General features: G+C 67.7%; 26 protein-coding genes. 12 read left to right on the top strand and 14 right to left on the bottom strand.

Translation table 11 applies throughout. From position 1 onward, the window contains the following. Nucleotides 1–192 precede the first annotated feature (192 nt). Complete coding sequence (dinB, locus tag VX037_RS20545) at nucleotides 193–1,401, bottom strand: DNA polymerase IV (RefSeq protein ID WP_328715691.1); 1,209 nt, start codon at nucleotides 1,399–1,401, stop codon at nucleotides 193–195. A gap of 43 nt (nucleotides 1,402–1,444) precedes the next feature. Between dinB and VX037_RS20540 the strand changes: the two genes are divergently transcribed. Further along, on the top strand, nucleotides 1,445–2,056 hold the full coding sequence (locus VX037_RS20540) for a class I SAM-dependent methyltransferase (protein WP_328715689.1): 612 nt from the start codon (nucleotides 1,445–1,447) through the stop codon (nucleotides 2,054–2,056). 68 nt (nucleotides 2,057–2,124) lie between these two features. On the opposite strand, the gene VX037_RS20535 is transcribed toward VX037_RS20540, so the two are convergent. Continuing rightward, complete coding sequence (locus VX037_RS20535) at nucleotides 2,125–3,396, bottom strand: GAF domain-containing protein (protein ID WP_328715688.1); 1,272 nt, start codon at nucleotides 3,394–3,396, stop codon at nucleotides 2,125–2,127. A 101-nt stretch (nucleotides 3,397–3,497) separates the two neighbouring features. Next, nucleotides 3,498–4,343: a helix-turn-helix domain-containing protein gene (locus VX037_RS20530; RefSeq protein ID WP_328715686.1), complete on the bottom strand. Its 846-nt coding sequence runs from the start codon at nucleotides 4,341–4,343 to the stop codon at nucleotides 3,498–3,500. Between the two features lie 37 nt (nucleotides 4,344–4,380). Between VX037_RS20530 and VX037_RS20525 the strand changes: the two genes are divergently transcribed. After that, nucleotides 4,381–4,959, top strand: a complete 579-nt coding sequence (locus VX037_RS20525; RefSeq protein ID WP_328715685.1) for a maleylpyruvate isomerase family mycothiol-dependent enzyme — start codon at nucleotides 4,381–4,383, stop codon at nucleotides 4,957–4,959. Nucleotides 4,960–4,966: 7 nt separating this feature from the next. Here the strand turns inward: VX037_RS20525 and VX037_RS20520 are convergent, their stop codons facing one another. Further along, on the bottom strand, nucleotides 4,967–5,212 hold the full coding sequence (locus VX037_RS20520) for a hypothetical protein (protein ID WP_328715683.1): 246 nt from the start codon (nucleotides 5,210–5,212) through the stop codon (nucleotides 4,967–4,969). Nucleotides 5,213–5,309: 97 nt separating this feature from the next. On the opposite strand from VX037_RS20520, the gene VX037_RS20515 reads away from it, so the two are divergent. From VX037_RS20515 to VX037_RS20485, 7 genes are all read left to right on the top strand, one after another. Next, nucleotides 5,310–5,717, top strand: a complete 408-nt coding sequence (locus tag VX037_RS20515) for a YccF domain-containing protein (RefSeq protein WP_328715682.1) — start codon at nucleotides 5,310–5,312, stop codon at nucleotides 5,715–5,717. An 89-nt stretch (nucleotides 5,718–5,806) separates the two neighbouring features. Then, nucleotides 5,807–7,105 carry an NAD(P)/FAD-dependent oxidoreductase gene (locus VX037_RS20510; protein WP_328715680.1) on the top strand — a complete coding sequence of 433 codons (1,299 nt, stop codon included), beginning with the start codon at nucleotides 5,807–5,809 and terminating at the stop codon, nucleotides 7,103–7,105. Further along, complete coding sequence (locus VX037_RS20505) at nucleotides 7,102–7,983, top strand: DUF1365 domain-containing protein (protein WP_328715679.1); 882 nt, start codon at nucleotides 7,102–7,104, stop codon at nucleotides 7,981–7,983. Before VX037_RS20510 ends, VX037_RS20505 begins: the two co-directional genes overlap by 4 nt. After that, nucleotides 7,980–9,323, top strand: a complete 1,344-nt coding sequence (locus VX037_RS20500) for a class I SAM-dependent methyltransferase (RefSeq protein WP_328715677.1) — start codon at nucleotides 7,980–7,982, stop codon at nucleotides 9,321–9,323. Before VX037_RS20505 ends, VX037_RS20500 begins: the two co-directional genes overlap by 4 nt. Next, complete coding sequence (locus VX037_RS20495) at nucleotides 9,320–10,144, top strand: DUF1295 domain-containing protein (RefSeq protein ID WP_328715676.1); 825 nt, start codon at nucleotides 9,320–9,322, stop codon at nucleotides 10,142–10,144. The genes VX037_RS20500 and VX037_RS20495 overlap by 4 nt, the downstream gene beginning before the upstream one ends. Beyond that, nucleotides 10,141–10,827, top strand: a complete 687-nt coding sequence (gene sigK / locus VX037_RS20490; protein ID WP_442903721.1) for an ECF RNA polymerase sigma factor SigK — start codon at nucleotides 10,141–10,143, stop codon at nucleotides 10,825–10,827. Before VX037_RS20495 ends, sigK begins: the two co-directional genes overlap by 4 nt. Beyond that, nucleotides 10,820–11,566: an anti-sigma factor gene (locus VX037_RS20485; protein ID WP_328715674.1), complete on the top strand. Its 747-nt coding sequence runs from the start codon at nucleotides 10,820–10,822 to the stop codon at nucleotides 11,564–11,566. The genes sigK and VX037_RS20485 overlap by 8 nt, the downstream gene beginning before the upstream one ends. Before the next feature lie 220 nt (nucleotides 11,567–11,786). On the opposite strand, the gene VX037_RS20480 is transcribed toward VX037_RS20485, so the two are convergent. The 7 genes from VX037_RS20480 to VX037_RS20450 all read right to left on the bottom strand — a co-directional run bounded on the left by VX037_RS20480 (nucleotide 11,787) and on the right by VX037_RS20450 (nucleotide 19,398). Beyond that, nucleotides 11,787–13,313 carry an ATP-dependent DNA ligase gene (locus VX037_RS20480; protein WP_328715673.1) on the bottom strand — a complete coding sequence of 509 codons (1,527 nt, stop codon included), beginning with the start codon at nucleotides 13,311–13,313 and terminating at the stop codon, nucleotides 11,787–11,789. After that, complete coding sequence (locus VX037_RS20475) at nucleotides 13,310–15,052, bottom strand: SulP family inorganic anion transporter (protein ID WP_328715671.1); 1,743 nt, start codon at nucleotides 15,050–15,052, stop codon at nucleotides 13,310–13,312. Before VX037_RS20475 ends, VX037_RS20480 begins: the two co-directional genes overlap by 4 nt. A gap of 123 nt (nucleotides 15,053–15,175) precedes the next feature. Then, nucleotides 15,176–15,628, bottom strand: coding sequence for a DoxX family protein (locus VX037_RS20470; protein ID WP_328715669.1), 453 nt, complete (start codon nucleotides 15,626–15,628; stop codon nucleotides 15,176–15,178). 68 nt (nucleotides 15,629–15,696) lie between these two features. Further along, the gene (locus tag VX037_RS20465; protein WP_328715667.1) at nucleotides 15,697–16,323 is read right to left on the bottom strand and encodes an MBL fold metallo-hydrolase; all 627 of its coding nucleotides are present in this window, start codon (nucleotides 16,321–16,323) and stop codon (nucleotides 15,697–15,699) included. Continuing rightward, nucleotides 16,323–17,411 carry an S-(hydroxymethyl)mycothiol dehydrogenase gene (locus VX037_RS20460; RefSeq protein ID WP_328715665.1) on the bottom strand — a complete coding sequence of 363 codons (1,089 nt, stop codon included), beginning with the start codon at nucleotides 17,409–17,411 and terminating at the stop codon, nucleotides 16,323–16,325. Before VX037_RS20460 ends, VX037_RS20465 begins: the two co-directional genes overlap by 1 nt. Nucleotides 17,412–17,555: 144 nt before the next feature. Beyond that, on the bottom strand, nucleotides 17,556–18,854 hold the full coding sequence (locus VX037_RS20455) for a LuxR C-terminal-related transcriptional regulator (RefSeq protein WP_442903723.1): 1,299 nt from the start codon (nucleotides 18,852–18,854) through the stop codon (nucleotides 17,556–17,558). 55 nt (nucleotides 18,855–18,909) lie between these two features. Continuing rightward, nucleotides 18,910–19,398, bottom strand: a complete 489-nt coding sequence (locus VX037_RS20450; RefSeq protein ID WP_328715661.1) for a hypothetical protein — start codon at nucleotides 19,396–19,398, stop codon at nucleotides 18,910–18,912. A gap of 178 nt (nucleotides 19,399–19,576) precedes the next feature. On the opposite strand from VX037_RS20450, the gene VX037_RS20445 reads away from it, so the two are divergent. Continuing rightward, nucleotides 19,577–19,846 carry a DUF7218 family protein gene (locus VX037_RS20445; protein WP_328715660.1) on the top strand — a complete coding sequence of 90 codons (270 nt, stop codon included), beginning with the start codon at nucleotides 19,577–19,579 and terminating at the stop codon, nucleotides 19,844–19,846. Between the two features lie 52 nt (nucleotides 19,847–19,898). Here VX037_RS20445 and VX037_RS20440 read toward each other — a convergent pair whose 3' ends face one another. Continuing rightward, the gene (locus tag VX037_RS20440) at nucleotides 19,899–20,711 is read right to left on the bottom strand and encodes a helix-turn-helix transcriptional regulator (protein WP_328715659.1); all 813 of its coding nucleotides are present in this window, start codon (nucleotides 20,709–20,711) and stop codon (nucleotides 19,899–19,901) included. A gap of 139 nt (nucleotides 20,712–20,850) precedes the next feature. Here VX037_RS20440 and VX037_RS20435 point away from each other — a divergent pair, with 139 nt between their 5' ends. After that, a complete protein-coding gene (locus VX037_RS20435; protein ID WP_328715657.1) occupies nucleotides 20,851–22,431 on the top strand; it encodes an AMP-binding protein in 1,581 nt (526 codons plus the stop codon). A 153-nt stretch (nucleotides 22,432–22,584) separates the two neighbouring features. Next, on the top strand, nucleotides 22,585–23,139 hold the full coding sequence (locus VX037_RS20430; RefSeq protein WP_328715750.1) for a DinB family protein: 555 nt from the start codon (nucleotides 22,585–22,587) through the stop codon (nucleotides 23,137–23,139). Between the two features lie 39 nt (nucleotides 23,140–23,178). Here the strand turns inward: VX037_RS20430 and VX037_RS20425 are convergent, their stop codons facing one another. Next, nucleotides 23,179–25,422, bottom strand: a complete 2,244-nt coding sequence (locus tag VX037_RS20425) for a molybdopterin-containing oxidoreductase family protein (protein ID WP_328715655.1) — start codon at nucleotides 25,420–25,422, stop codon at nucleotides 23,179–23,181. A gap of 63 nt (nucleotides 25,423–25,485) precedes the next feature. After that, on the bottom strand, nucleotides 25,486–26,097 hold the full coding sequence (locus VX037_RS20420; protein WP_328715653.1) for a TetR/AcrR family transcriptional regulator: 612 nt from the start codon (nucleotides 26,095–26,097) through the stop codon (nucleotides 25,486–25,488). Between the last annotated feature and the right edge of the window lie 139 nt (nucleotides 26,098–26,236).

Here is a 26,236-nt window from a genome sequence, read left to right as displayed (position 1 = left end):
CAGAAAGACACCACTCCTCGCTGCGCTCGTCACCTACTCGAACGAACCGCTGGTCGAGTAGCGTCCGAGCCCCCGGGCGAGGCCGCGTATCGAGACCCCCGCACCACCCCCTCGATCAACCGAACCAACCGCTGGTCGAGTAGCGTCCGAGCCCTGGGCGAGGCCGCGTATCGAGACCCCCGCACCACACCCTCAGTCCGGCAACATCGGCGCATCGTCACCGTGGTGGCGTCCGACGAGCACGGCCCGGGTCACCGCATCCCTGCCGAACCGGTTGCGCAGTGCGTCCATCGCGATGTCCAGGTCGGCGGCATGGTCGGACTCGAACGGCAAGCTCAGCTGGACGCTGTCGTGGTCGTCGAGATTGGTCAGCGACAACCCGATCAGCGTGCACCCGCGCTCCCGGATCAGCGGCATCGCCTCGTCGAGCAGGCCTCGCGCGACCGCCATGATGATGTCGGTGCGGTCGGTGGATTCGAGGAACGACCGGGAGCGGGTGGCCCGCCCGAAGTCGTCGAACCGCAGCCGCAGCACCACGGTGCGGCAGACACGGTCCGCGCCGCGCAGGCGTTTGCCGAGGCGTTCGACGATAGCGACCAGCGTGGCCTCGATGTCGGCCTCGTTCTTCGGTCGACGCCCGAGCGCACGCTGGGAACCGATCGACCGGCGCCGACGTCCCGTCTCGACCCGCCGCGGGTCACGCGCCATCGACAGCGCGTACAGATGCCGGCCGACGCTCCCGCCGAGCAGGCCACACAGTCCGTGCTCTCCGAACGAGGCGAGATCCCCGACAGTGCGGATGCCGGCGTCGGCGAGTTTGCCCTCGGTCACCGCACCGACACCCCACAGGCGCCGGACGGGCAACGGATGCAGGAACTCGAGTTCGGTGCCCGGCGCCACCTCCAGCAACCCGTCGGGCTTGGCGACCGCACTGGCCACCTTGGCCAGGAACTTGGTACACGCCAGACCGACGGTGATCGGCAGCCCCACCTCGGTGGCGACACGTTTGCGTAGGTCAGCGGCGATCTTCAGCGGAGTGCCGCTGATCCTGTGCAGGCCGCCGACGTCCATGAATGCCTCGTCGACGGAGATACCCTCGACGATGGGAGTGACATCGTCGAAGATCTCGAACACCGCGCGGCTGGCCTCGGAGTACGCGTCGAAGCGGGGCCGCACCTCGACCGCATCGGGACACAGCGCCCGCGCCTCCCGCCCTGACATCGGCGTCCGCACCCCGAACGCCTTCGCCTCGTAGCTGGCCGCCAGCACTACCCCGCCGCCGACGAGGACCGGCCGTCCCCGCAGGCGCGGGTCGTCGCGCTGCTCGACCGACGCGTAGAAGGAGTCCAGGTCGGCATGCAGGATCGTGGCCTCCGGCCTCTCCTTGCGCTCGATCCGCATAGAACATATGTTCCCATGCGAGGGTGACAAGTACGGTCGGAGTATGAGTGACCAGCACGCACACGGCGACATGGACGGCGCAGCCGAATGGGATGAGCGGTACAGCAGCGCCGACCGTCTATGGACGGCCGACGTCAATCCGGCCCTGATCGCCGAGATCTCCGACGTCGATCCCGGCACCGCACTCGACGTCGGCTCCGGTGAGGGCGCCGATGCCCGCTGGCTCGCCGACCGGGGCTGGCAGGTGATTGCCGTCGACATCTCGCAGGTGGCCATTGACCGGTCTCGTGAACTCGACCCCCGCGAGGCGACCACCTGGCTGCGGGCCGACCTCACCGTCGACGACGTCCCCGGCCGGGATTTCGACCTGGTGTCGCTGCAGTACTTCCCGATCGCCCGCACCGACGAGGCCACCATGCGCCGGATCGTCGACGCGGTGGGCCCCGGCGGCCGACTGTTGATGGTCTCCCATGAGGCCGAGGGCGTGCGCGCACACGGCCGCAACCCGGACGACTACTTCCAGCCCGCCGACGTCGCGGCGCTCCTCGGCGACGGGTGGACGATCCGCACCAACGAGACCCGCGAACGTGGCGTGGCCGCCGGCGGTGGTGCGCACACCCACGACGTGGTGTTGCACGCGCACCGCGACGGCTGAGCCGAGGCGAGCAGCGACGGTCGACTGGGCGCCATTTCCCGTCGAGTGGGCGTGACGTGCGGTCCGCCTCAGACGCCGTACCGCTTGTCCAGCAGCCGGATTCGTCCACCGACGACGGCCCGGTCCGGGTGTCCGGCGGGTAACCGGTGTTCGAGTCGCCGCCATGCGACCAGATCGTCACGACCATGGGTCGACGACGTCCACTTGCGCAACGCGCCGACATCACCTTGCGCGATCAATCGTGACCGCAGGTCTTCACGGAGTTCCTCGAACAATTCAACGACACCCGGCGCCGACGACTCGGCGAGCAATCCGCCGCGACCGAGCAGGTCGATGACCCCACCGAGGTCGCTGCCGCCGGCGATGCGGTCACGAACCTCGGAGACATCCGAGATCAGTTCGACGGTCAGCCGATACGGCCGGGACGCCACCACGTCGGTCCCCAGATCCCTACGCAGCCGCGATATCTCGGCGCGAACGGTGACCGGGTCCACCCCGTCCTCGGCGAGCAGCAGCGCGAGTTGTTCGGTGTTGAGTCCCTCGGGGAACGCCTGCAGGAGCAGGAGGATCTCGGCGTGGCGCCGTGACAGACCACGCTCGCCGCCGGCCGCTCGCCACACGTAGCCACCGGCACCGAGCACCGACAGTCGAGCTCCGACCGGCGCCGGCGAGAAGGTGGCTCGATCTGCGAGATCGACCGCACGGGATTGCATTTCGCGCTCCACAGCGGCCACCACCGAACGCACCGCGGCCAGCGCGAACGGCGCAGCGACCTCGCGTCCGCCGGTCACGTCGATGACACCGATGACGTGTCCGGTGATGGGATCGTGCACCGGCGCAGCAGCGCAACTCCACTGCTGGACGGGCCCGGCGAAGTGTTCGGGGCCCACCACCTGCACCCCGCGATCCACGGCCAGCGCCAGGCCCGGAGCGTTGGTGCCCACCACTTCCTCGCTCCACAGTGAGCCCTCGACGAAGTTGATGTCGGCGGCCTTGTCGCGTGCGTCGGTGGCGCCCTCGACCCACAACAGTCGGCCGGACTGATCGGTGAGCGCCACCACCACACCGGTGTCGGCGATGTCGTCGAGCATCAGCGACTGCACCAGCGGACGCACCGCGGTGATCGGGTGCGCGGCGCGATACTCGGCGAACTCCGACGCCGTCATCGCGACGGTGTCGTTGTCGGGGACGGCCTCACCCGGGTTGACACCCCGACTCACCGATCGCGCCCAGGAGTCCCGCACCAGCGAACGCACCGAGTCGTCGGCGGGGGTGATGCCGGACAGAAAGTCCTCGTAGGCCCTGCGGACACGGGAGGACGCCGAGACAGAATCGCTCATCGGCCCTCCGTAATCGGTCTCATCTGCTCCGATCGTGCCGCCCGGAGTGGTGGGGGCAACACGACCCCCGTCCCAGTAAGCGTAGCGTGATCCAGATCTCTCTAAGAGAATCGAGCGGCAAACCGGCCCGGCGTCATCCCGGTGACGGTGCGGAAGTCCCGCACCAGGTGGGCTTCGTCGGCGTATCCGAGTTCGGCCGCGATCACCGCGAGCGTGGCGTCGGCGCTGCGTAACCGCTCGGCCGCCTCCCGTAGGCGCCTGCGCTGGATCAGCCACTTCGGGGTCAGTCCGAGTCGGCGCCGGGTGAGGCGCTGCAGGCTGCGTTCGGTGACGTGGAAGCGGTCGCAGATCTGGGTCACCGACGTCACCGACGAGTCGCCCTCGACATAGTCGACGATCGCATTGATCAGCAGCCCATCGTCGTCGACCGGGGCAAATCCACGAATCCACGCTTCCGCCAGGTCAGTGGCGTCGTGCTGTCGACCCGGATCGTGCGGGTCCGGCGCCATCACCGCCCGCACGTCCCTCGTGAGGGTCACCGCTGCCGATCCGCCGACCTCCGAGAGATCACCGAACCGGTCGGTCCATTGCACCACCGAGCCGCCCGTGATCAGCCCACCCGCCGCGGGTGCGAGCATCGTCCCGATCGCCCATCCGTCGCCGGAGAGCACGGTCTCCGACAGGCCGGTGGTCACGCCGTAGAACCGCGAATACTCGGCGGTCACCACCACCAGACACACCGGGTACTGCAGGACCCGCTGCGGTGCCTCCGCACCGGGCGGCACCGACCAGATCGGCACCCAGAACCGCCTGATCAGGTCGGCGACATCGGGCGTGGGCGCCCAGCGGCCGATCGCGAACGACGTGTCCGCCGGGTCGACGAGGTGGGCCCGTTCGATGTCGTCGATCCGGGTCCCCGCGGGCTGCCCCGAACTGTCGGATTTCATCAATCCCCGCTCCGGTCGGTCTGGTTACTGTTCCATCATGACCGCCACCACCGACAATGCACACGACTCCGGCACCGATCTGGGCGCCCGCTATCGCTCACTCGCAGACGGTTTCGCCGCCGTTCTCGACACCATCCCGGCCGATGGCTGGGCGGCGGACTCACCATGCGACGGGTGGACTGCGCGCGACGTGGTCGCCCACGTCATCGACACACAGCGCAGTTTCTTCGACGGCCACGGCATCGACCTCGGCCGGCGCCCCGACCTCGACGACCCGGCCGCCGCGTGGCACATCCACCGCTCCGCCGTCGCCACCCGACTCGACGATCCCGCCGTCGGCGACCACCCCTTCGACGGCCACTTCGGACCCACCACGATCGGCGAGACGCTGCTGCGTTTCTATGGATTCGACATGGTCGCCCACCGCTGGGATGTGGCGAGCGCGGTCGGCCACGATCTGCGCTTCACCGACGATGAGCTGACGCTGATGGAGACCGCGGCAGCCGGATTCGGGCCGGCGCTCTACGGTGAGGGCGTGTGCAAGCCCGGCGTCGAGGTGGCCTCGGACGCCGATCGGCAGACTCGGCTGTTGGCGACGCTGGGGCGTACGGTCTGAGTGCTCGTCACGGAATCCACCCGTTGCGCCGGGGGTGGCGCGCGCGGAGAAAGCTGTAAGCGTAGGTGCTCAACAGCAGCACGGCCCCGGTGATGACGGCCGGCCACAGGAACTGGTTGTTCACGCTGTCACCGACCGCGGCTACCGCCCACCCGATCGCCAGCAACACCAGCGCGATGGTCGCCAGCATGCGTAGGACGAGCACGACGGTGGTCAGCACCGCCCACACCGCTTCGCGTCCCCGGTCGACCATGGCGACAGGGTAACGGGCCTGCGAACAGATCGTCGGTTGCCGCCCCCGGTCGCCGGACTCCTCGACGCCGGGTCGGCCGGTGGCGGACAATGGCGTGATGAAGACCATCCTGAACGTGATCTGGCTCCTGCTGTGCGGCGTGTGGATGGCGATCGGATATGCGGTCGCCGGGATCATCTGTTGCATCCTGATCATCACCATCCCGTTCGGCATCGCGTCCTTCCGGATGGCCAACTACGCGCTGTGGCCTTTCGGTCGCACGGTGGTCCGCAAACCCACCGCAGGTGCGATGTCGATGATCGGCAACATCATCTGGCTGATCCTGGCCGGCATCTGGTTGGCCATCGGCCACATCGTCACCGGCCTGGCGATGTGCCTGACCATCATCGGTATCCCACTGGGTATCGCGAGTTTCAAGATGGTGCCGGTGTCTCTGCTGCCGCTCGGCGCCACCATCGTCTCCACCGACAGCGCCGGCACGCCCGCACAACGACCGACGTACTGAATGGGTGGCGATGACCACACCGACCAGCTCGGTGGCAGGTCACAGCGCGCGTGACCCATCCGATCGGGGCCCGGTGCCGAACACCGCACATGACCACAACTTCGTCCCGATCAGTCGCGGTGATCGGCAGTGGTGTCGCGGGCCTGACCGCCGCACATCTGTTGGCGGACCAGCACACCGTGACCCTCTTCGAAGCCGACGACCGCCTCGGCGGGCACGCCCACACGCACGATGTGCCGATGCCCGACGGGCAGGTGATTCCGGTGGACACCGGGTTCATCGTGCACAACGACCGCACCTATCCGACGCTGCTGCGGCTGTTCGCTGATCTCGATGTCGCGACTCAGGACACCGACATGTCGATGTCGGTGCGCTCGGAGCTCACCGGTCTGGAATACGCCGGCGCCCTCGGGTTGGGTGGCCTGTTCCCCAGCGCGCGCAACCTCACCCGTGGGCGCTATCTGTTGATGCTCGGCGAGGTCACCCGCTTTCACCGCAGCGCCCGTCGCCTCCTCGACACCCCCGATTCGGACGAGCCGCTGTCGGAATTCGTCGCCCGCGAACGCTTCTCCCCGTACTTCGTGGACAATTTCCTCGTGCCCCTGGTGGCGGCCGTGTGGTCCTGTGACGCCGACGTCGCTGCCGAGTACCCGGCCCGCTACCTGTTCACCTTCCTCGAACACCACGGCATGCTCTCGGTGTTCGGCTCACCGACCTGGCGCACCGTGGTCGGCGGGTCGGCGCAGTATGTGGCGAAGATCGCCGACCGGATCGACGTGACCGGTGGCGCCGTACGCCGCAGCACCCCGGTGCGGGCGGTCGCCTCCGACGACGACGCGGTCCGCGTCACCACCGACGCCGGTCACGAATCCTTTGATGCTGTGGTGGTCGCGACCCACCCGCATCAGGCACTGGCGATGCTCACCAGGCCGACCGCTGCGCAACAGCGCACCCTGGGCGCGATCCCCTACTCCGTCAAACACGCAGTGCTGCACAGTGACACGTCCCTGCTACCGCGTGCGCGTCGGGCGTGGGCGTCGTGGAACTATCAGATCCGCCCGGACGGTTCCGACGTCGCCGTCACCTACGACCTCACGCGTCTCATGCGGCTGCCGACCGATCAGCCCCGGATGCTGGTGACGATGGGCCGCACCGACCTCGTCGACGAATCCACCGTGATCGACGAGATGACCTACGAACATCCCGTGTACACCACCGAGTCGGTTGCCGCCCAGGCGCTGCTCCCGGACGCGAACACCGACCGCATCGCGTTTGCCGGCGCCTATCATGGGTGGGGATTCCACGAAGACGGAGCCGTCTCCGGTCTGCGCGCGGCGCACCATCTCGGCGCGACCTGGCCGGCCACCGAGCCCGAGGTGTCGGTATGACCAGAACCCAGTCGGTCCCTGAATTGCGGGCCCGCGAACGCCGCCGACTCCCGGTCCCCGAGGGCCGAGCGGAGGTGGGTCGCGACCTACCCCGCACCCCGGCGATCGTCCGCACCCGCATCCGGCACGCCCGCACGTCCCCGATTCGGCACGCCTTCACCCATCGCAGCGTCGCCTGGCTGATCGACGTCGATCACCCACCGCACCCCCGAGGCTGGCTGCGGCCGTTCGCACGCTTTCGTCCCGCCGACCACTTTCCACAACCGAGCAGGCCCGATGACACGCTGCGCAGCCGGCTCGACGCCCAGCTCGCCGCCGCCGACATCGCACCACCCACCGGCCCGGTGGTGGCGCTACTGTCACCGCGAGTGGCCGGGCATGTGTTCAATCCGCTCAGCGTGTATTGGTGCCACCGTCCCGACGGGACGCCGGACGTCGTTGTCGCCGAGGTGCACAACACCTACGGTGAACGACACTGCTATGTGGTGCTCCCGGACGAGCACGGTGATGCGTTGGTGCCCAAGGAGTTCTACGTCTCCCCCTTCAACGACGTGGACGGCACCTACCAACTGCATGTGCCGTCACCGGGTGCCGACGGCCGGGTGGCGGTGTCGGTGACCCTGCACCGTGAGGGACAGGACCCGTTCACCGCATCCGTGGCCGGCCGGGCCCGGCCGGCCACCACCGCCGAGATCGTCCGGACCCAGGTACGCGCGCCGCTGGCCCCCCTGGTGGTGTCCGCGCGAATTCGGGTACACGGAATCCGGCTGTGGCTGCGACGGCTCCCCATCATCGCGCGCCCTGCGCACCACACTTCTCTGACCGTTGCCGGATGCACCACATCCGGTGTGTCCCGTCTCGCGAAAGGACGACGATGAACGCTCCGCTCCGTGACCTCTCCGGTGACTCCGCCGACCACAGCGCAACCGACGCCGTCTCCGAACTGACGCCCGCCGAGGCGGCACGCTGGCCCGATGTCGCTGCGCCGCCGCGGGGACGATCCACCGCCATCCGCAGCGCGGCGGCCGCGCGCCTGTTCCGTCACGCGGTGCGCGGCGTCGACGTCCGGGTGGAGTTGCCCGACGGCGCCGTCCTGGGCAACCACGGCGATCGGGTGTTGCCGCGGATGATCATTCGTCGGCCGGCCGATTTCGCCCGGCGGGTGGGGGCCGGCGGATTGATCGGCTTCGGCGAGTCGTACATGGCCGGCGACTGGACCACCGACGACCTTGTCGGCGTCCTGACCCCGTTCGCCACCCGGGTGGCGCGACTGGTGCCGCGTCCCCTGCAGACTCTCCGTTCCATCGTGCTGCCGAAACATCCGGAATCGGAGGATAATTCGGCGAAGAACACCCGCCGGAACATCGCCCGGCACTACGACCTGTCCAACGAGCTTTTCGCCTTGTTCCTCGACGAGACGATGACCTACTCGAGCGCGCTGTTCGCCGACCTCGACCGCGGCACCCGTCCGCCGTGGTCGGATCTGGAGGCCGCCCAGCACCGCAAGATCGACCGGCTGTTGGATGCCGCCGGCGTCGGACCGGGCACCCGCCTCCTCGAGATCGGTACCGGCTGGGGCGAATTGTGCCTGCGCGCCGCCGCCCGGGGCGCGACGGTCCGCTCGGTCACCCTGTCGTCGGAACAGCAGGCCCTCGCCCGTCAGAGAGTCGCCCAGGCCGGCGCGGCCGACCGGGTGCAGATCGACCTGTGCGACTACCGCGCGGTGCAGGGTGAGTACGACGCCGTGGTGTCGGTGGAGATGATCGAGGCAGTCGGCGAGAAGTACTGGCCGATCTACTTCCAGACCATCGACCGGGTGCTCGCTCCGGGCGGACGGGTCGCCATCCAGGCGATCACCATGCCGCACGACCGCATGGTCGCCTCCCGCAGCACCTACACCTGGGTGCACAAGTACATCTTCCCCGGCGGCCAGTTGACGTCGCTGAAGGCCCTCGACGCGGTCACCCGACGACACACCTCGCTGCGGCTCACCGAGCGGCGGGCGATGGGCCGACACTACGCCGAGACGCTGCGCCTGTGGCGGGAGCGGTTCACCGCGCGCCGCGACGAGGTCGCCGCACTCGGCTTCGACACCACGTTCCGGCGCATGTGGGAGTTCTACCTTGCGTACTCGGAGGCCGGGTTCCGGGCCGGCTACCTGGACGTGCACCAGCTGGTGTTCACCCGGGACGCCCCCGATCGACAGGCCCGGCGATGATCGCCGGCACCTCGTCGTGGGCGGCCTTCGGGATCATCACCGCGGCCACGGTGGTGTTCCTGGTGGTGCTGCACACAGTGACGATGGCGATCGGCCATCGGATCGGTCGCTACAACGTGGTGGACGTGTCGTGGGGGCTCGGCTTCGTCGGGATCTCCTGGCTGACGCTGATCCTCGGACCCGGTGATGCGACCCGCCGCTGGCTGCTCGCTGCCCTGGTGTCCGTGTGGGGCCTGCGGCTGAGTTGGCACATGTTCCAGAAGTCGGCCGGCAAGGGTGAGGACCCTCGCTACACCGAGATGCTCGAACGCTCCGGTGGCACCGAGATCGGCATCGTGGCCCGCAAGATCTTCGCCACCCAGGGCGTCGCGCAATGGTTCGTGTCGCTGCCGATCCAGGTGTCGGCGGTGGTCGGCCCCACCGAAGGCGTGTGGACGGTCGTGTTGGTGGCCGGAGTGGCGCTGTGGCTCGTGGGCTTCACCTTCGAAGCGGTCGGCGACGCGCAGTTGCGTCGATTCAAGGCCGATCCGTCGAACAAGGGCAAGATCATGGACCGCGGCCTGTGGTCATGGACGCGCCATCCCAACTACTTCGGTGACTCCAGCGCGTGGTGGGGTGTGTGGCTGATCGCAGCCAGCAGCTGGCCCGGGGTCCTGACCGTGCTGTCGCCGGTCGCGATGACCTACTTCCTTGTCTTCGCGACCGGGGCGCGACTGCTGGAGCGTTCGATGAGCAAACGACCCGGCTATCCCGAGTATCAGCAGCGCACGTCCTACTTTCTGCCGCTGCCACCACGGACACGGGCGGGGTCGACACCATGATGCTGCTCGCACCCGGCCGGTCGGCGCCCGGTCGACTGTCTCCCACCAAGTCGTTGAGGGTCGGCCGCGCGCCTACTAGGCTGTTCGACGATGACGACCGAGTGTGCGCGGTGACCGCAGATCCCGCATCCGACGTGGCCGTGCTGCCGGCCCTGCTCGATCGGATCGCGACCGGCGACTCCGAGGCCTTCGCGCGCTTCTACGACCTGACGTGTGACCGCGTGTACGGAATGGTGTTGCGCGTCTTGCGTGACCCGGGCTTCAGCGAGGAGACCACCCAGGAGGTGTTCCTGCAGGTGTGGCGATCGGCGCAGTCGTTCGATCCCCATGCCGGGTCGGCGTTGTCCTGGCTGATCACCCTCGCGCACCGCCGCGCCGTGGACCGGGTGCGGTCGGAGACGGCCGCAACCCGACGCGACGTCAACTACGGCCTGGCCGGCATCCCGTCGACCTTCGACGAGGTAACCGAGGCCGTAGAGTCCCGGGAGGTCACCCGCGAGGTGGTCGGCTGCCTGGAGACGCTGACCGAAGTGCAGCGTCAATCCGTGGACCTCGCCTACTATCACGGCCTGTCCTATCGGGAGGTCTCCGAAAAACTCTCTGTCGCGTTGCCGACCATCAAGTCGCGGATCCGCGACGGCCTCAAGCGGCTGCGGCAGTGTCTGGGGGATCGTGATGCCTGACGACGAACTCCTCGATCTCGCGCCCGCCGTCGGTCTCGACGCCGTCGACGACGCCGAACTCGACGATCTGCAGCGCCGTCTCGACGCCGAGTCCGCCGAGGTGCGCGAGGCGTTCGGCCGGCAAGTGGCCGCCACTCGAGAGGCGATGGCCAGTATCAGCCACGTGACCGCGACGGCTCCGCCGGAGACGTTGCGCGACCGGGTCCTCGCCGCTGCGCGCACCGAGGCCGAGCGCGGCGCAAGCACCACCGACCGAGCAGAACCCACCGCGACGGTCATCCCACTGCATCGTCGACGTCGACTGATGTACGCCGCAGCCGCAGCCGTGGTGGCGGTCGCGGTCGGGGCCATCGGTTGGGTGATCGGTGTCGCCACGACCTCCGAGGGCACATCGCCGCAGACCGCGGAGCAGGTGTTCGCGGCCACGGACGTACGCACCTCGTCAGGTGCTGTCGCGACCGGCCGCGCGACGGTCACCTTCTCCCCGACGGCCGACGCGGGAGTGCTGGTGATGAACGACGTGCCACCGCCTCAACCGGGCACCGTCTATCAGATGTGGTTGGTCGGGCCGACCGGTGAGACGTCGGCAGGCACGATGACCGATCAGGACGTCGCCCCGTCCACCACTGCGGTGATCGAGGGACTCGGTGACGCGACCGCACTCGCGTTCACCGTCGAACCGCCGGGCGGGTCGACCCAACCCACCGGACCGTTCGTGGCCGAACTGCCGCTGGGCTGACCCCACCGGCGATCGATTCACCACGGAAATACCACCTCACCGCTGCTCAATCCACCACCTCACCCGCTGGTCGAGTAGCGGGCGAGCCGCCAGGCGAGCCCGCGTATCGAGACCCCACCTCACCGCTGCTCAATCCACCACCGAGACGGCACCTCACCGCTGGTCGAGTAGCGGGCGAGCCGCCAGGCGAGCCCGCGTATCGAGACCCCACCCGCCCGACCTACGATTCCGGCAGCAGTGCGCGGATCGAATCGATGGTGTCGGCGTCGGTAGCGGTCTTGTCCGGGCGATAGCGAACGACTCGGGCGAACCGCAGCGCGACACCCCCGGGGTAGCGTGAACTGCGCTGCACACCATCGAGTTCGATCTCCACCACGATCTCGGGTCGCAGGTAGACGGTGTAGGAGTCCCGATGGCTCTCGTGCCGGGGGAATTCGTCCGTCTGCCACTGCAGCACCGTGTCCGTGAGCCCCTTGAAAGTCTTGCCGACCATGACCGGCGGGCCGCCGTCCGGGTCGCGAGCACCGAGGTGCAGATTCGACAGGAGGCCGGTGCGGCGCCCCGACCCCCACTCCGCACCGAGCACCACGAGGTCGAAGGTGTGCACCGGTTTCACCTTCTGCCAGGCCTTTCCACGTCGACCGGCCGCGTAGGGTCCGGCCATTGACTTCACCATCACACCTTCATGACCGGCGGCGAGTGCGGCGTCGAGGTGACGCTGCGCCTCCTCCACCGTCGGGTTGACGACCGACGGGATGCGCATCTCCGGTGCGAGCGAAGCCAAGGCGTCGAGTCGATCGGCCAACGGTCGGTCGATGAGATCGACCCCGTCGAGATGCAGACAGTCGAAGAAGAAGGGGCGCAACAGCGCCGACGGATCGTCGTCGAGCACACCGGCCGAACCGAACCGACTCATGGTGTCCTGGAACGGCCGCGGCCGACCATCTGCGTCGAGGGTGAGCGTCTCCCCGTCGAGGATGACGGTCTCACAGCGGAGTTCGCGTGCGACGTCCACGATGTCGGGGACCGCGGCAGTGATGTCGCGCAGACTGCGGGTATAGACCGACACATCGCCACCCCGACGGTGCACCTGCACTCGCGCACCGTCGAGTTTGAAGTCCACCACCAGATCCGGGCCCAGCGCGGTGACCGCGTCGGCCAGCGATTCGGCGGGCGTCGCCAGCATCGGCGCCACCGCTCGCCCCACCTGCAACCCCACGGCGGCGAGCTCGTCCGCACCGCCGTGCACCGCGATCGACGCGGTCTCCGACAGCGACCCGGTCAGCATGTGTGCGCGACGCACCAGGTCGAGCGGCTGCCCGGATGCCGCAGCGATCGCGTCGACCATCACCCCGGCCAGCGCACCCTGACGCAGTTCACCGGTCATCAGTCGACGCAGAAATCCCTGCTCGCTTTCGGTCGCGGCGGCGAACAGGTCGGTCAAGAGTTGCCGCCGCAACGTCGCCGACCCCGGTCCGTGGGCGCCGGCCAATCGGTCGAAGACCTCGTCGACGGTATCGACGGTCAGTGTCGGCCGCATCGCGGGTTCGCCGACCAGCGACGTCAGCGACCGCCAGCCCACCCCGAGACGGCCCTGTCCGATGACCCCGGACAGCCAGGCGACCACGGTGGGGATCTCGGCGGCGGTTGCGTCGTCGAGCAGCGCACCGAGTTCGACGATCTTCGCCTTGCGCGATCTCGTCGCGGCGACAGCGGCCGACGTCTCGACCACCCGCACCAGCATCATCTGGGTGCCTCCCCGCTGCCGGTCGTGTCGTCGTCGGAATCGACCTGCACTGCTTCTGGAAAGGCGGATTCGTAGGCCCGCACCGCAGCACCGACGGTACCGAAGACGTGGTCGGGGTCCAGATCGCCCAGGACCCCTTCATTCAGCAGCGTTCCCTGCAGCTCCGGATCGACCCCGGCGAGGACGAAATGGGCATGCCGGGAATGCACAAAGGCGATGAGGTCGTCGAGCACCGCGGAGGCCGAGTAGTCGACGTCGGCGATGGCTGTGCAGTCGAGCACCAGCCAGCGCACCGGGTCCGGTGCGGAGTCGATCAGCGACATCACGTCATCGGCGAATCGACTCACATTGGCGTAGAAGAGATCCGCGTCGTAGCGGAACACGATGAGTCCGGGCAGGGACTCCCGTCCCGGTGTGGCCGGCTGATATCGCCGACGTCGCCCGTGGTCGGCGACACCGACCACGAACCGCTCCGGGCGGTACTGGCGTCGGACGATCTCGAGCAGAGACACGACCATCGCCGTCAGGATACCGTTCTGGACACCGAACACGAGGACGACGACCGCGGTGAAGAGCGCGATACCGAACTCGATACGACGCACCTGCCACAGCCGCCGAAAGGCGTGGACGTCGATGAGTCCGACGGCGATCAGGAACACGATCGCCGAGAGCACCGCATGCGGGAGATCGGCCAGCGCCGCGCCGAGAAAGGTCGCCACCAGCAGTGTGACCCCGGCCATCGTCAGCGTCGCGACCTGCGTGCGACCGCGTTGCTCGTCGAGCAACTGGGTCTTGGTCGGGCTGCCGTTGACGACGAAGGTGGAACTCAGGCCCGCCACGATGTTGGCGACCGACAACCCGACGATGTCGCGATTGACGTCTGCGGTATCACCGTGCCGCTGGGCGTAACTGCGTGCGGTGGCGGCGCTCTGCGCGAGGATCACGATGGCACACCCGAACGCGACCGTCGCCGCCTTGGGGATGTCGTCGATGCTCAGTCCGGCCGGAAGTCCCAACTGCGGCAGCCCGCTCTGCAGGTCGCCGACGACGTCGAGGTCGTCGGCCCAACCGAACACGGCAACCGTCACGATCGACCCGATGACCACGATGATCGCCATGGGCACTCGCGGGGCGAATCGTCTGGTGGCCAGCAACGCGCCCAGTGTCAGCGCCGCGAAGAGGGCCGACGTCGGTTCGACGTTGCCGATCTCCTGCGCGATCGCCGACCAGCGCTGCCACACATAGCCATTCGCGCCCGATACGCCCAGCATGCCGGGGATCTGACCGGTCAGCACGCTGATTCCGGTGCCGGCCAGGAACCCGGTCAGCACGGCACTGGAGAGGAAGTCACCCAGGAATCCGAGCCGGAGCAGGCGGGCGACGGCCAGCATCGCACCGGTCACCAGAGCGATGATGCCCGTCCAGGCGAGCCACTCGTTGGTGCCGGGTTGCAGCCCGGCGACACCGATCCCGGCGATGCCCGACGCCAGCAGCGCCGCCGTCGCGGAATCGGCGCCGACGACGAGCAACCGTGAGGCTCCGAGCAACGCGAAGGCGGCGGCCGGCAGGATGATCGTGTACAGACCCGCGGTGACCGGGACCTGGGCAATGGAGCTGTAGCCCATGCACTCCGGGATCGCCACCGCCGCCAGCGTGACGCCGGCCAGGAGGTCGGTCCGCAGCCAGCCGATGCGGTAGCCGCGGAGCGACGGAGGCACCAGAGCGCCGAGGGCGGTCATTGCGCTGAGACTACTCGTCCGAGCCCCGGCACCGCGGATCAGCCGACCGCACGCACCGGATCGTCGGTTACTGCCCGGTGGCGCGCAGAGCTGCGGGCCACCTGCGCGCGTCGGGGTCGCCGGCTACGAAACCGGTTCGGCCACCCGGATATCCGCGGCCGGCTGGATGCCGCCGCGCGATCGGCGGAAGAGGTTGTCCAGGGCGAGCTTTCCGGGTCCGATGAACACCAGCAGGAACAGCGCCCAGCAGAACAAAGCCGCGGAGTCGCCCTCGTTCTGAATCGGCAACAACCCATCGCCCTGATGCTTCCAGAAGTATGCGACCGCCATCGACCCCGAGCCGATCAGTGCGGCCACGCGCGTCTGGAAGCCGACCATCACCAGCAGGCCGCCGACGAGTTGGATCGCTCCGGCCCACCACGACGGCCACGCCCCGACGGCTGCGGTGTCGCCGCCGTAGGGTGCCACCGGCCACCCGAACAAGGTCGAGGTTCCGTGACAGAAGAAGACGAAGCCCACGACGATACGAAATGCGGCGACGGCCCACGGCGCGAAACGATCTACATAGGTAAGCATTACCTAACTGAAGCAGGTCCTGCCGGGCAGGTCCATACTCTCGCATGCGCTGTGGGCCATCCCACACGTCAGCTGCCGCGCTTGATCCACTCCTCGAGGTGCGGCGACTCGGTCCCGACGGTGGTGCCGTCGCCGTGCCCGGTGTACACCTTCGTCTCCGGGTCCAGCGTGAAGATCTTCTCCTGGATCGACGCGATGATCGTCGGGAAGTCGGAGTACGACCGCCCGGTCGCTCCCGGTCCGCCCTGGAACAAGGTGTCACCGGAGAACAGGACCCCCGCCTCCGGCGCATGGATCACCGACGAGCCCGGCGAATGTCCGGGCGTATTGATGACCTTCAGCGATGTGCCCGCCACCGCGACCTCGTGCCCGTCGGCCAGATCCTGGTGGGTGACATCGGGGTGGGTCTCGTTCCACAGCATGTCATCACCCGGGTGCAGCAGGATCGGCGCGCCGGTGGCATCCGACAGCTCCGGTGCCACGGTGATGTGGTCGTTGTGTCCGTGGGTGAGCAGGATCGCCTTCACCGTTCGATCACCGACGACATCGAGGATCGGCTTGGCGGAGTGCGCGGCGTCGATGATGACGACCTCGGAGTCGTCGCCGACGATCCAGATGTTGTTGTCGACATCCCAGGAACCGCCGTCGAGTTCGAACTTCCCGGACGTGACGACATTCTCGATCCGCAATGCCATCAGAGCTCCACCACCGATCGCAGCACCTTGCCGGCTTCCATCGATTCGAAGGCCGCCTCGACGTCGGTCAGGCCCACCCGTTCGGTGACGAACTTCTCCAACGGCAACCGACCCTGCTCGTACAGATCGATCAGCATCGGGAAGTCGCGTTCGGGCAGGCAGTCGCCGTACCAGGAGGATTTGAGGGCACCGCCGCGCGAGAAGAAGTCGATCAACGGCATCTCCAGGGTCATGTCCGGAGTCGGCACACCGACCAGAACCACCACACCGGCGAGATCGCGAGCGTAGAACGCCTGTTTGTAGGTCTCCGGGCGACCCACGGCATCCACCACCACGTCGACACCATTGCCGTCGGTCAAGTCCTGCACCGCGGTCACCACATCGTCGACCTCGGCGCCGTTGATCGTGTGGGTGGCGCCCAGGTCCTTGGCCCAGTCCAGCTTGGCCGGGTCCCGGTCGATCGCGATGATCGTGGTCGCGCCGGCCACCTTCGCGCCGGCGATCGCCGCGTCTCCGACACCGCCGCAACCGATCACGGCAACCGAATCACCACGGCCCACGTTGCCGGTGTTCATCGACGCACCGATGCCGGCCATCACACCGCAGCCCAGCAAGCCGGCGACGGCCGGATCGGTCTCCGGATTGACCTTGGTGCACTGCAATTCGTGGATAAGCGTCTTCTCCGCGAAGGCGCCGATGCCCAGGGCGGGCGTCAACTCGGTACCGTCGGTCAACGTCATCGGCACGCTCGCGTTGAAGGTGTCGAAGCAGTACCAGGGACGGCCCCGCTTACAGGCGCGACACTGGCCGCAGACGGCACGCCAGTTGAGGACCACGAAGTCGCCCACCTCGACGTGGGTCACATCGGACCCCACCGACTCGACGGTGCCGGCGGCCTCGTGACCGAGCAGGAACGGGTACTCGTCGTTGATGCCGCCCTGCTTGTAGGCGAGGTCGGTGTGGCAGACGCCGCACGCCTTGATCGACACCACCGCATCCCGGGGTCCGGGGTCGGGAATCACCACGTCGACCACCTCGGTCGGCGCGCCCTTGCTCCGTGAGATGACTCCCTTGACTGTCTGCGACATATCGGTTTTCTCGATCCTCTCGATGTGGGTGGACTGCCACCGGACGGTCCGCTACTCGTCCCAGTCTCGTGTCCGCGCCGGATACATGCATCCATCCGAATGGATGGTTCTACCTAGACGAAAGTACAGCGACCCTGGCCGGGCTCACTCCGCGCTGATCCCCGCGCGGGCCGCCAATAGGCCGGCCTCGCCCCGGTTGGACACCTGCAGTTTCTGCAGGATCGCCGTCACGTGGAACTTGACCGTGCTCTCGCTGACACCCAGTTCGGCGGCGATCGTCTTGTTCCGACGTCCCAGCGCGAGGTGCCCGAGAACCTCGAGTTCGCGTGGGTTCAGCGTCGACAACACATTCTGGTCGGGACGTTCCGTCGCGGTATCCAGGGGTATCCGCGCCGACACCCGACTACCCCACCCGGGCAGCGTCTCCACCTCGAGCACCCCGCCGAGGGTCTGCAACCTACCGGTCAACTGCCTGGTCAGCGCGTCGGCGTCGAGGTCACCCGCACCCTGGTCGCGAACGTCGACGACGAGCTCGTCGCCGGCACAATCCCACGCGATCCGTAGGCGGGGCACGTCTCGCTGCGTCCCGAAGGCCACTGCCACCACCCGCACGATGGCGCGGGCGGCGTGCGCGATCTCGCCCGGCAGGGTACGTCCTCGCACGGTCGGGCCCACGTACTCCACGTCGACGTGCAGCTGCTCGACCACGGGTCCGAATTCGACCCGAAGGCGTCCGAACGCGGCCTCGAGGTCCTCGGTGGCCAGCTTGCGGTCGGAGTCGCTCACCGCCCGCAGCGCGATCAGCGCTGCCGACGCCGTCTCCGCCGCCGCCGAGCGTGCTGTCCGATCGTCGAGGTCACGTGAGCGCAGCGTACCCAGTACCGATACCAGGGCCTCCTCATGTGCCTGGGTCAGTTGGGCGATCGTCCGTGCGCGTTCACTCGACGCCGCCCGAGACTCCGCGAGATAGTCGGGGCTGGCCTGCGCGACCTGTTGCCTGATCGACGTCGCCACGATCGCGAACCAACCCCGCAGCTGATCGCAGGATGCCGCGGTGGGGGCCTGCGCGGACCTCGGGATCATCACGAGCAGGGTGTCGGTGTCGTCGAGCACGGTGCGTACGGTCCTGGTGACTCCGCCGACGATCGCCGTGCTGACCGACACGGTCCCGGAACCGGTCGCGTCCTTCAGCGCATCGAGTTCGTCGATGGTGACACGGTCGACGATCTCCCGGTCCCCGGCAACCTTTCGCGGCCGACCGGTGCACTCCCGGGTGAAGATGATCAGCGCATGGTGCGGCCAGCCGGCACTCAGGAAGCGAGAGAATCGTGCAGCGATCTGTGGCAGCGGACCGTCGATCACCGCACGCAACTCTGCGAGCCTGCCGGCGGCGCCCGCGTCCGCGGCGTCCCCGGAACAGGCGACATCCACCGTTTCGCGCATACTCACAGATCAAGCCTAACGAGGCCCGCACCCCGTCCGAACCGACGGCGCGGGGTCAGCCGAGTGCGTCGAGCAGCTGCGCCTTGGTCATCGTCGAGTAGCCCTTGATGCCCTTGGTCTTGGCCTCGGACCGCAACTGGGCGACGGTGGGCTGCCCGGAGGTTGTCGATCGCGCCGAAGCCTTCTGTGCCGGCGCTCGTTTGCGCGGGGCCGATTGCGGCGACGTAGGAACCTTGGCCGTTGTCCCCGAGGATGATTCGGACGTCGTGGAGGTCTCGGCGCCCTCCGACGACCCCGCCAGTTTCTGGCCGGGCTTCTTTGCGACGGGCTTCTTTTCGGCGGGCTTCTGCTCGTCGGATTCCTGGGGAGCCTCCTTCGAGCTCTTCTGTCCAACCAGGGCCAACACCTTGTCCTGGAGCGCGGCGGCGTCCTTCTCCACCTTCCGGAGTCGCTTCTTCGCATCCTTCTCGGCGCGTTCGAGTTCACTCTGCAACCGGCCGACCTCCTTTTCGAGGCGGCTGATGAGCTTCTTCTTCTTTCCCATGGAGGTCTCCTCTACGTGGTTCCCGTCGGGATGTTGCCGTTGCGTCGTTTGCCAACTGTCACCAAACCCTAACCGGCGGATCGAGCACGAGCGCCCGTCTTCGGTCACGGGTCGGCATAACGTCGGATCAGAGTGGGTACCCACGGACCGTCAGATCCACTCACCCAGGAGGTGTCGAATGCCAGAACGCGACCCAGGGCCTTCGGTCAAGGACGACGAGCTGTACGAAAAGCTGCGTGACGAAGGCAATTCGAAGGAGAAGTCGGCGCGTATCGCCAACGCCGCCGCCAACGAATCCCGTTCGTCGGTCGGCGAGAAGGGCGGCAGTTCGCCGGCGTACGAGGACTGGACGGTTGACGAGTTACAGGACCGGGCAAAGGAACTCGACATCACCGGTTACTCGGATATGAGGAAGGACGAGTTGATCGAGAAGCTGCGCAACCATTAGGCCGGCGCGTGTGACCCTGCGCGGTCGGGCGTCGCCGACGGCGCCGATCGCGTTACCGCGGCAGCACGCCTGACCGCCGGGCGAGGACGACCGCTTCCAGGCGGTTTGTCGCACCGAGTTTCGCCATCGCATCCTTCATGTAGCCCTTGGCCGTCTGCACGCCGATGGCGAGTTCCTCGGCGATCCGGGCGTTGCCGTGGCCGAGTGCGGCCAGCGCCACCACGTCCTGTTCACGTTGGGTGAGCCGGACCGCGGGGTTCACGCCGGGCACGTCGTCGAGCAGGCCGTCACCGATCCGTCCGATCTCCGCGGCCAGTTCGTCATCGTCGACGGTCCTCTGCAACCGTCGAAGACGGCTGCAGGCGTCGGTCACCCGGTCGCGCAGCTCGGGCGACGCCATGGAGGTCGTCGGTGTGACCCGCTCGACGACGATGCGCTGTTCGAGCGCCCGGGCTTCGTCGGCCAGGATGTCGAAGGCACGCCCGGCGAGCGGGTTGTCGGTGTGCACAGCCCCGTAGAGCACCGCGATCGGGCTGCGGTCCACGATGACCGGCACGGCCGCCATCGCGCCGAGCCCTTCGGTGGCGATGATCGGGTTGTACCGGTGGGTGATGTGGGGAGTGCGCAGATAATCGTCGACCGCCACGGGCCGACGCACCGAGATGACCTTCCCGCCGAGTCCGTGGCCGATGTCCACGGCGACCCCGTTGAGCGCACCGCGAGTGGTGCCCACGAAGTGCTCGAGCCGCACCACTTGCCGCTGTCGGGCACTCGGTGCGGAAACCATGCCGGCGAACGCGAGCGGGACACCGCTGGAGCGGCGGATACGGCGCAGGGCATCGACAACCCACGCGGTCTCGCTCATGTCACCTCGCTCTCGCGTGCTCTCCCCCTCTTCGGGGGGTGGTTCGGGCGCCGCAGGACGCGCAGAATGTGACCCACATTACCCGCGGATTCCCCGAGGTACCGCGGCCATCACCACCGCTGCAACGTGAGGTTCGACGATGACCCAGACCGCACCCACCCATGATCCCTCCCATGATCCCTCCGTCGACGAGATGCTCTACACGTGGATCACCACGTTCGGCGCCGACTCCGCTGACGCGGCATATCTGCTGGCCGACCGGCATGATCCAACCGCGGTCGCGTTCACCACCATCGACGTCGACGGCGACGAACTCGTGACCGTCGATCTCACCTACGGCGAACTGGCCGACGCGTCCAAGCGGTTTGCCGCGGCCCTGGCCGACTTGGGGGTCGGCCGTGGCGACCGGGTCGGTGTGCTGATGGGCAAACGTGCCGAACTGGTGGTGTCGCTGCTGGCGATCGCCCGGCTCGGCGCCGTCTATGTCCCGCTGTTCACCGCATTCGCAGCACCAGCCATCGAGATGCGGCTGACTGCCGGAGATGCGCGGGTGGTGATCACCGAACCCGGTCAGGCCGACAAACTCGACGGGATCGACGGCATCACGACGATCGTGGCCGGCGACGAGTTCGACGGGCTGGTCGCCGCACATGATCCGGTCACCGAGTCCGTCGCGGTGGGCGGTGACGGCATGCTGATCCTGCTGTTCACCAGCGGCACCACCGGCGCTCCCAAGGGCGTGCCGGTGCCGGTACGAGCGCTGGCGGCGTTCAGCTGCTACATGCACTACGGCCTCGACGTGGCCGCCGACGATGTGTTCTGGAACGCGGCCGACCCGGGCTGGGCGTATGGCCTGTACTACGGGATTCTCGGACCGATGGCGGTCGGCCGGCGCAACCTGTTGCTGCACGCCGGCTTCTCGCCGGCGGTCACCGCGCAGGTCCTGCGGGAGCTGAGTGTCACGAACTTCGCTGCAGCTCCGACCGTGTATCGCTCGCTGTCGAAAGACCCGTCGTTCACCGGTTTCACGCTGCGTCGTGCGTCGTCGGCGGGCGAACCGCTGACCCCGGATGTGATCGACTGGGCTCGCGAGGCGCTGCAGACCGAGGTGCGCGACCACTACGGGCAGACCGAGCACGGCATGTTCATCAACAATCATTGGCATCCCGACGTCGCACGGCCGCTCGTGCCCGGGTCGATGGGTAGCCCCATGCCCGGTTTCGCCACCGGCATCGTCGACGGGCAGATCGCCATCGAGGTCGCGCAGAGCCCACTGTTGTTCTTCACCGGTTATCTCGACGCCCCGGACAAGACCGCGGCGCGCTTCACCCCCGACGGCGCGTGGTATCTGACCGGGGACACCGGCCGCAAGGACGACGACGGGCGCTACTACTTCACCGCCCGCGACGACGACGTGATCATCATGGCCGGATACCGCATCGGACCGTTCGACGTGGAGAGCGTCCTGATCACCCACCCGTCGGTGGTCGACGTCGCGGTGGTCGGCCGCCCCGACGACCTTCGCGGTGAGGTGCTCGAAGCGTTCGTGGTGCTCGCCGAGGGAGTCGACGGCACCGACGCGCTGGAGACCGAGTTGCAGCAACTGGTCAAGACCGGTTTCGCTGCGCACGCCTACCCGCGCACGGTCCACTTCGTCGATGCGCTGCCCAAGACCCCGAGCGGAAAGATCCAGCGGTTCATCCTGCGCAAACAAGACTGACCCCCCGTCGACCGGGCGCCCCTCAACGTCGACCGGGCGCTTCTCAACGTCGACCGGGCGCTTCTCAACGACGGGCCGCGGAAACGAGGACCGAATGTGTCCGCAATGGCCCCTAGCGTTGCCCTCACGAGCAAGGACAACGAGAGGATGATCATGGCCGGCACCTATACCCCCGTCACACTTCCGTTCACCGTCAGCGGTGAAAAGGCGGACCTGCTCACCCTGCTCGCCGATCAGCGTGAACTGTTCAAGGTGACGCTGCGCGGCATCACCGAAGCGCAGGCCCGACAGCGCACCACGGTCAGCACGTTGACCCTCGGCGGGCTCGTCAAGCACCTCGCCACGGGCGAGCAGGGCACCCTGGAGGAGCTCGTCGAGCGCGACGACACCGCCGAGTTCGACATGGCGAAAGCCGCGCACGCATACGAGCTGACCGACGACGAGACATTCGCCGGGTGGGTCGAGGAGTACGACCGGGCGTCCGCGGCGCTCGACGCCCATGTGGCCGGCGTCGACAGTCTCGATGAACTCATCCCACAGATGACCGCCCCGTGGCAGCCGGAACGGGAGTGGTGGACGATTCGCAAGATGATGCTGCACAAGCTCCGCGAGACGGCCCACCACGCCGGGCACGCCGACATCATCCGCGAGGCCCTCGACGGTCAGAGCACGATGGCCGCACTCTACGACGGACCTGAGATCAGTTGATCAGACGTGGCGGGAACCGTCGCCGGGCGGCGATTCCCGCTACGTCTGCGCGCCGAGTGTCGCGGACGCCTCGGCCCCACGGGCTGCGGTGTCGAGAAGTGACACCTCGATCGGCACCCCGGTCATGTTGGCCATCCCGGCGAGCCGTTCGAGGTCGTCCGGAGCCGACGAGATCAGCGCATTCACGTTGACCCCGCCGCTGCCGAGGTCGTTGGTGGCGGCACTGTTGGCACGAGTCCACCCACCGGAACCGTTGTGGCCCCAGCCGTGCGGGATCGCGACCACACCCGGTTTGATGTCGTCGGTGATCGTCGCCGGCAGCTCCACCTGCCCGTGTGCCGACCGCACGGCCACGAGGTCGCCCTCGGCGATCCCGCGATGCTCCGCGTCGTCGGGATGCATCCGCGCCGCCTGCTCCCGACCACCCCGCAGCAGCATCGGGGCGTTGTGCTGCCAGCTGTTCTCCGACCGGATCTCACGCATACCGATGAGGCGCAGCGGAAGTCGCGGGTCGGCGGCGTCGGCGAGTCGGTCGAACTCGGCCAGCAGCTCGGGGGCGTCGAAGTGAATCTTGTGGTCGCGGTGGATGATGGTGTCCGGCAGACGTCCGGGTGTCAGACCGTCGGCGACGACGACGCCGTGCGGCTCGTCACGAACCAGCCTGCGATAGGTCAAACCGCCACGGCGCAGACCGAAACGGTTGCCACCCAATCCCATCCGCACCACCACATCGGACAACCTCTCCGGATTCCACATCCGACCGACGAGCGCCGACACCGTGATCATGGCATGCAACGCCCCCAGCGCCGGCACCCGGTGGGACAGGGCGGCCACCAGTTCGTTGATGACCGTCCACTCCTCACGCGCCTCGCCGCGCGGAGAGATCACCGGGTCGGTGGCCTGCTTGAACGGGGTGGTGAACAACGCCTGAAACGGCAACAGGAAATCGCCACGCTCGTACATGGTGGTGGCGGGCAGGATGTAGTCGGCGTGCGCATTGGTCTCGTTGCGGTAGATGTCCAACGACACCATCAACTCGAGATCGTCGAGTGCACTGCTCAACTCGGCTCCATTGGGCACCGACAGCACCGGATTGCCCGCGCTGACGAACAAGGCCCGTAGTCGCCCTCGCCCGGGTGTGGTGATCTCCTTGGCCATCACCGATGCCGGTGCGGTCCCCAGCACCTGCGGCAGATTGCCGACACGGCTACGCCGACCAGCCCATGCGAAACGTGAGAAGTGCTGCAGCGCCGTGACTCCGGCTCGTTGGCCGGGTATACCCAGATCGCCGAACATGGCGCCGCCGACGACGTCGAGATTGCCGGCGACCAAGTTCACCATGTCCAGCAGCGCGGTGGTCAGGGTGCCGGCACGGCCCAATGAGGTACCGATGCGCCCGTACACAGCGGCACGTTCGGTGCTGACCAGGGAGCGCGCGAGAGCCCGGACGGTGCCGGCGTCGATGTCGGTGCGCGTCGCCGTCGTCTCGGGCGGATACCCGGCGACGATGCCCTTGAGCGTGTCAAGTCCTGTGACTTGTTGCCGCAGTCGTGACTCGTCGGCGAGCTCCTCGTCGAACATCACATGCAGCAGCGACAAGAGCAGCAGCGCATCGGTGTCCGGCACGATGGGTAGCCACTCGTGTTCACGGGCGGTCTCGGTGTGTCGCGGATCGATCACCAGCACCCGGCCACCGCGCGCGGTGATCGCGTTGAGTCCCTCCCGGATGCGCGGTGAACTCATCACGCTGCCGTGCGAGACCACCGGGTTGGCTCCCATGATGACGAGCAGGTCCACCCGATTAATGTCCGGGATGGGCGCCGCCACCGGGTTGCCGTAGAGAAAGTGGCTGGCCACGAATCGGTTGTTGACGTCCTGCGAACCCGCCGAATAGACGTGGGGCGTCCCCAGCAGATTGGTGAATGTCGCGGTCCACAGGGTGTGCCCGGTGGAGAAGGTCGCCGGGTTGCCGAAGTACCACCCGATCCCCGAACTCCCGTGGCGCCGATGTACCTGTTGCAGCCGTTCGCCGATGTCGGCGAGCGCAGTGTCCCAGGAGACCTGTTCGAACTCTCCGTCGGCGGTACGGCGCAGCGGATGCAACACCCGATCGGGGTCGTTGACGATCTCGGTGAAGGCGATGCCCTTCGGGCAGGCGAAGCCTTTCGACAGTGGATGCTGCTTGTCCGGCCGCAGCGCGATGAGTTCGTCGTTGTCGACGGTCGCGATCATCCCGCAGAGCGGCTCGCAGATCCGGCAGTAGGTGACCTTTTCCTCACGCATGGGGACTCCCCTGGGCTGATGGCGTTCCGATCTGACAACAAGTGTTGCACGATGTCGATGCCCTCAGGGCCGGATGGCGTCGAACGGTTCCATCTCGACCGAACCGGCTATCGTGTTGGCGAAGCTGAGCTGCGCCTGCCGACGGGCGTGGTCGAGGGTCATCGCGCCACGTTCCACCAGACCGATCACTCCGATCACCAGCATCGTGACCTGGCCGGCCGCGAACACCGGATCGAGTCGACGGTCGATCTCGCCGCCGCTCTGACCACGCCGGATCGCTTTGATGACCGGTGCGGTGGCGCGCGCCTCCACATCGAAGAGGGCGGGATCGGTGCGGTGATACATCAGGATGAAGCGGTATCGCTCACCGATGGTGATCGCGTCGTCGAGGAATGTCCGTAGCGCCGGCAGCACCGGTCCGTCGGTCGGCAAACGTCGCGCGATTGCAGCCGAGTCGTCGAGAGCCTTGGCATGTAGTGCGCCCAGCAGCTGGTCCCGATTGGTGAAGTGCCGGTAAAGGGTCGCCCGATTGACGCCTGCGGCCTCGGCGATCTGTTGCATCGACGCATTCGGCGCGGCGCCGAGCAGCCCGATCGCACCCGCGATGATGGCTGCGCGGTTGCGTTCGACGTCGGCGCGGACTTGCGTGGCGTGCGTCGCCGGAATAGCGTACATGCAACATCGGTGTCGCATTTCGACGACGCCGGTGACCGCCGGTGCGCTGGCGTGCAGCGGTCGGGGCCGCACGCCAGGCAGCACGGCGCACCATCGGGTCTTCGTTGCAGCAGTGCACGATTCACGTCTGGACACTTGT

The sequence above is a fragment of the Gordonia sp. Z-3 genome (genome assembly GCF_036233855.1).
Lineage (GTDB): Bacteria > Actinomycetota > Actinomycetes > Mycobacteriales > Mycobacteriaceae > Gordonia > Gordonia tangerina.
Note: the sequence above shows the minus strand (reverse complement) of the source record. Positions and strands in the feature narration are given on the sequence as shown.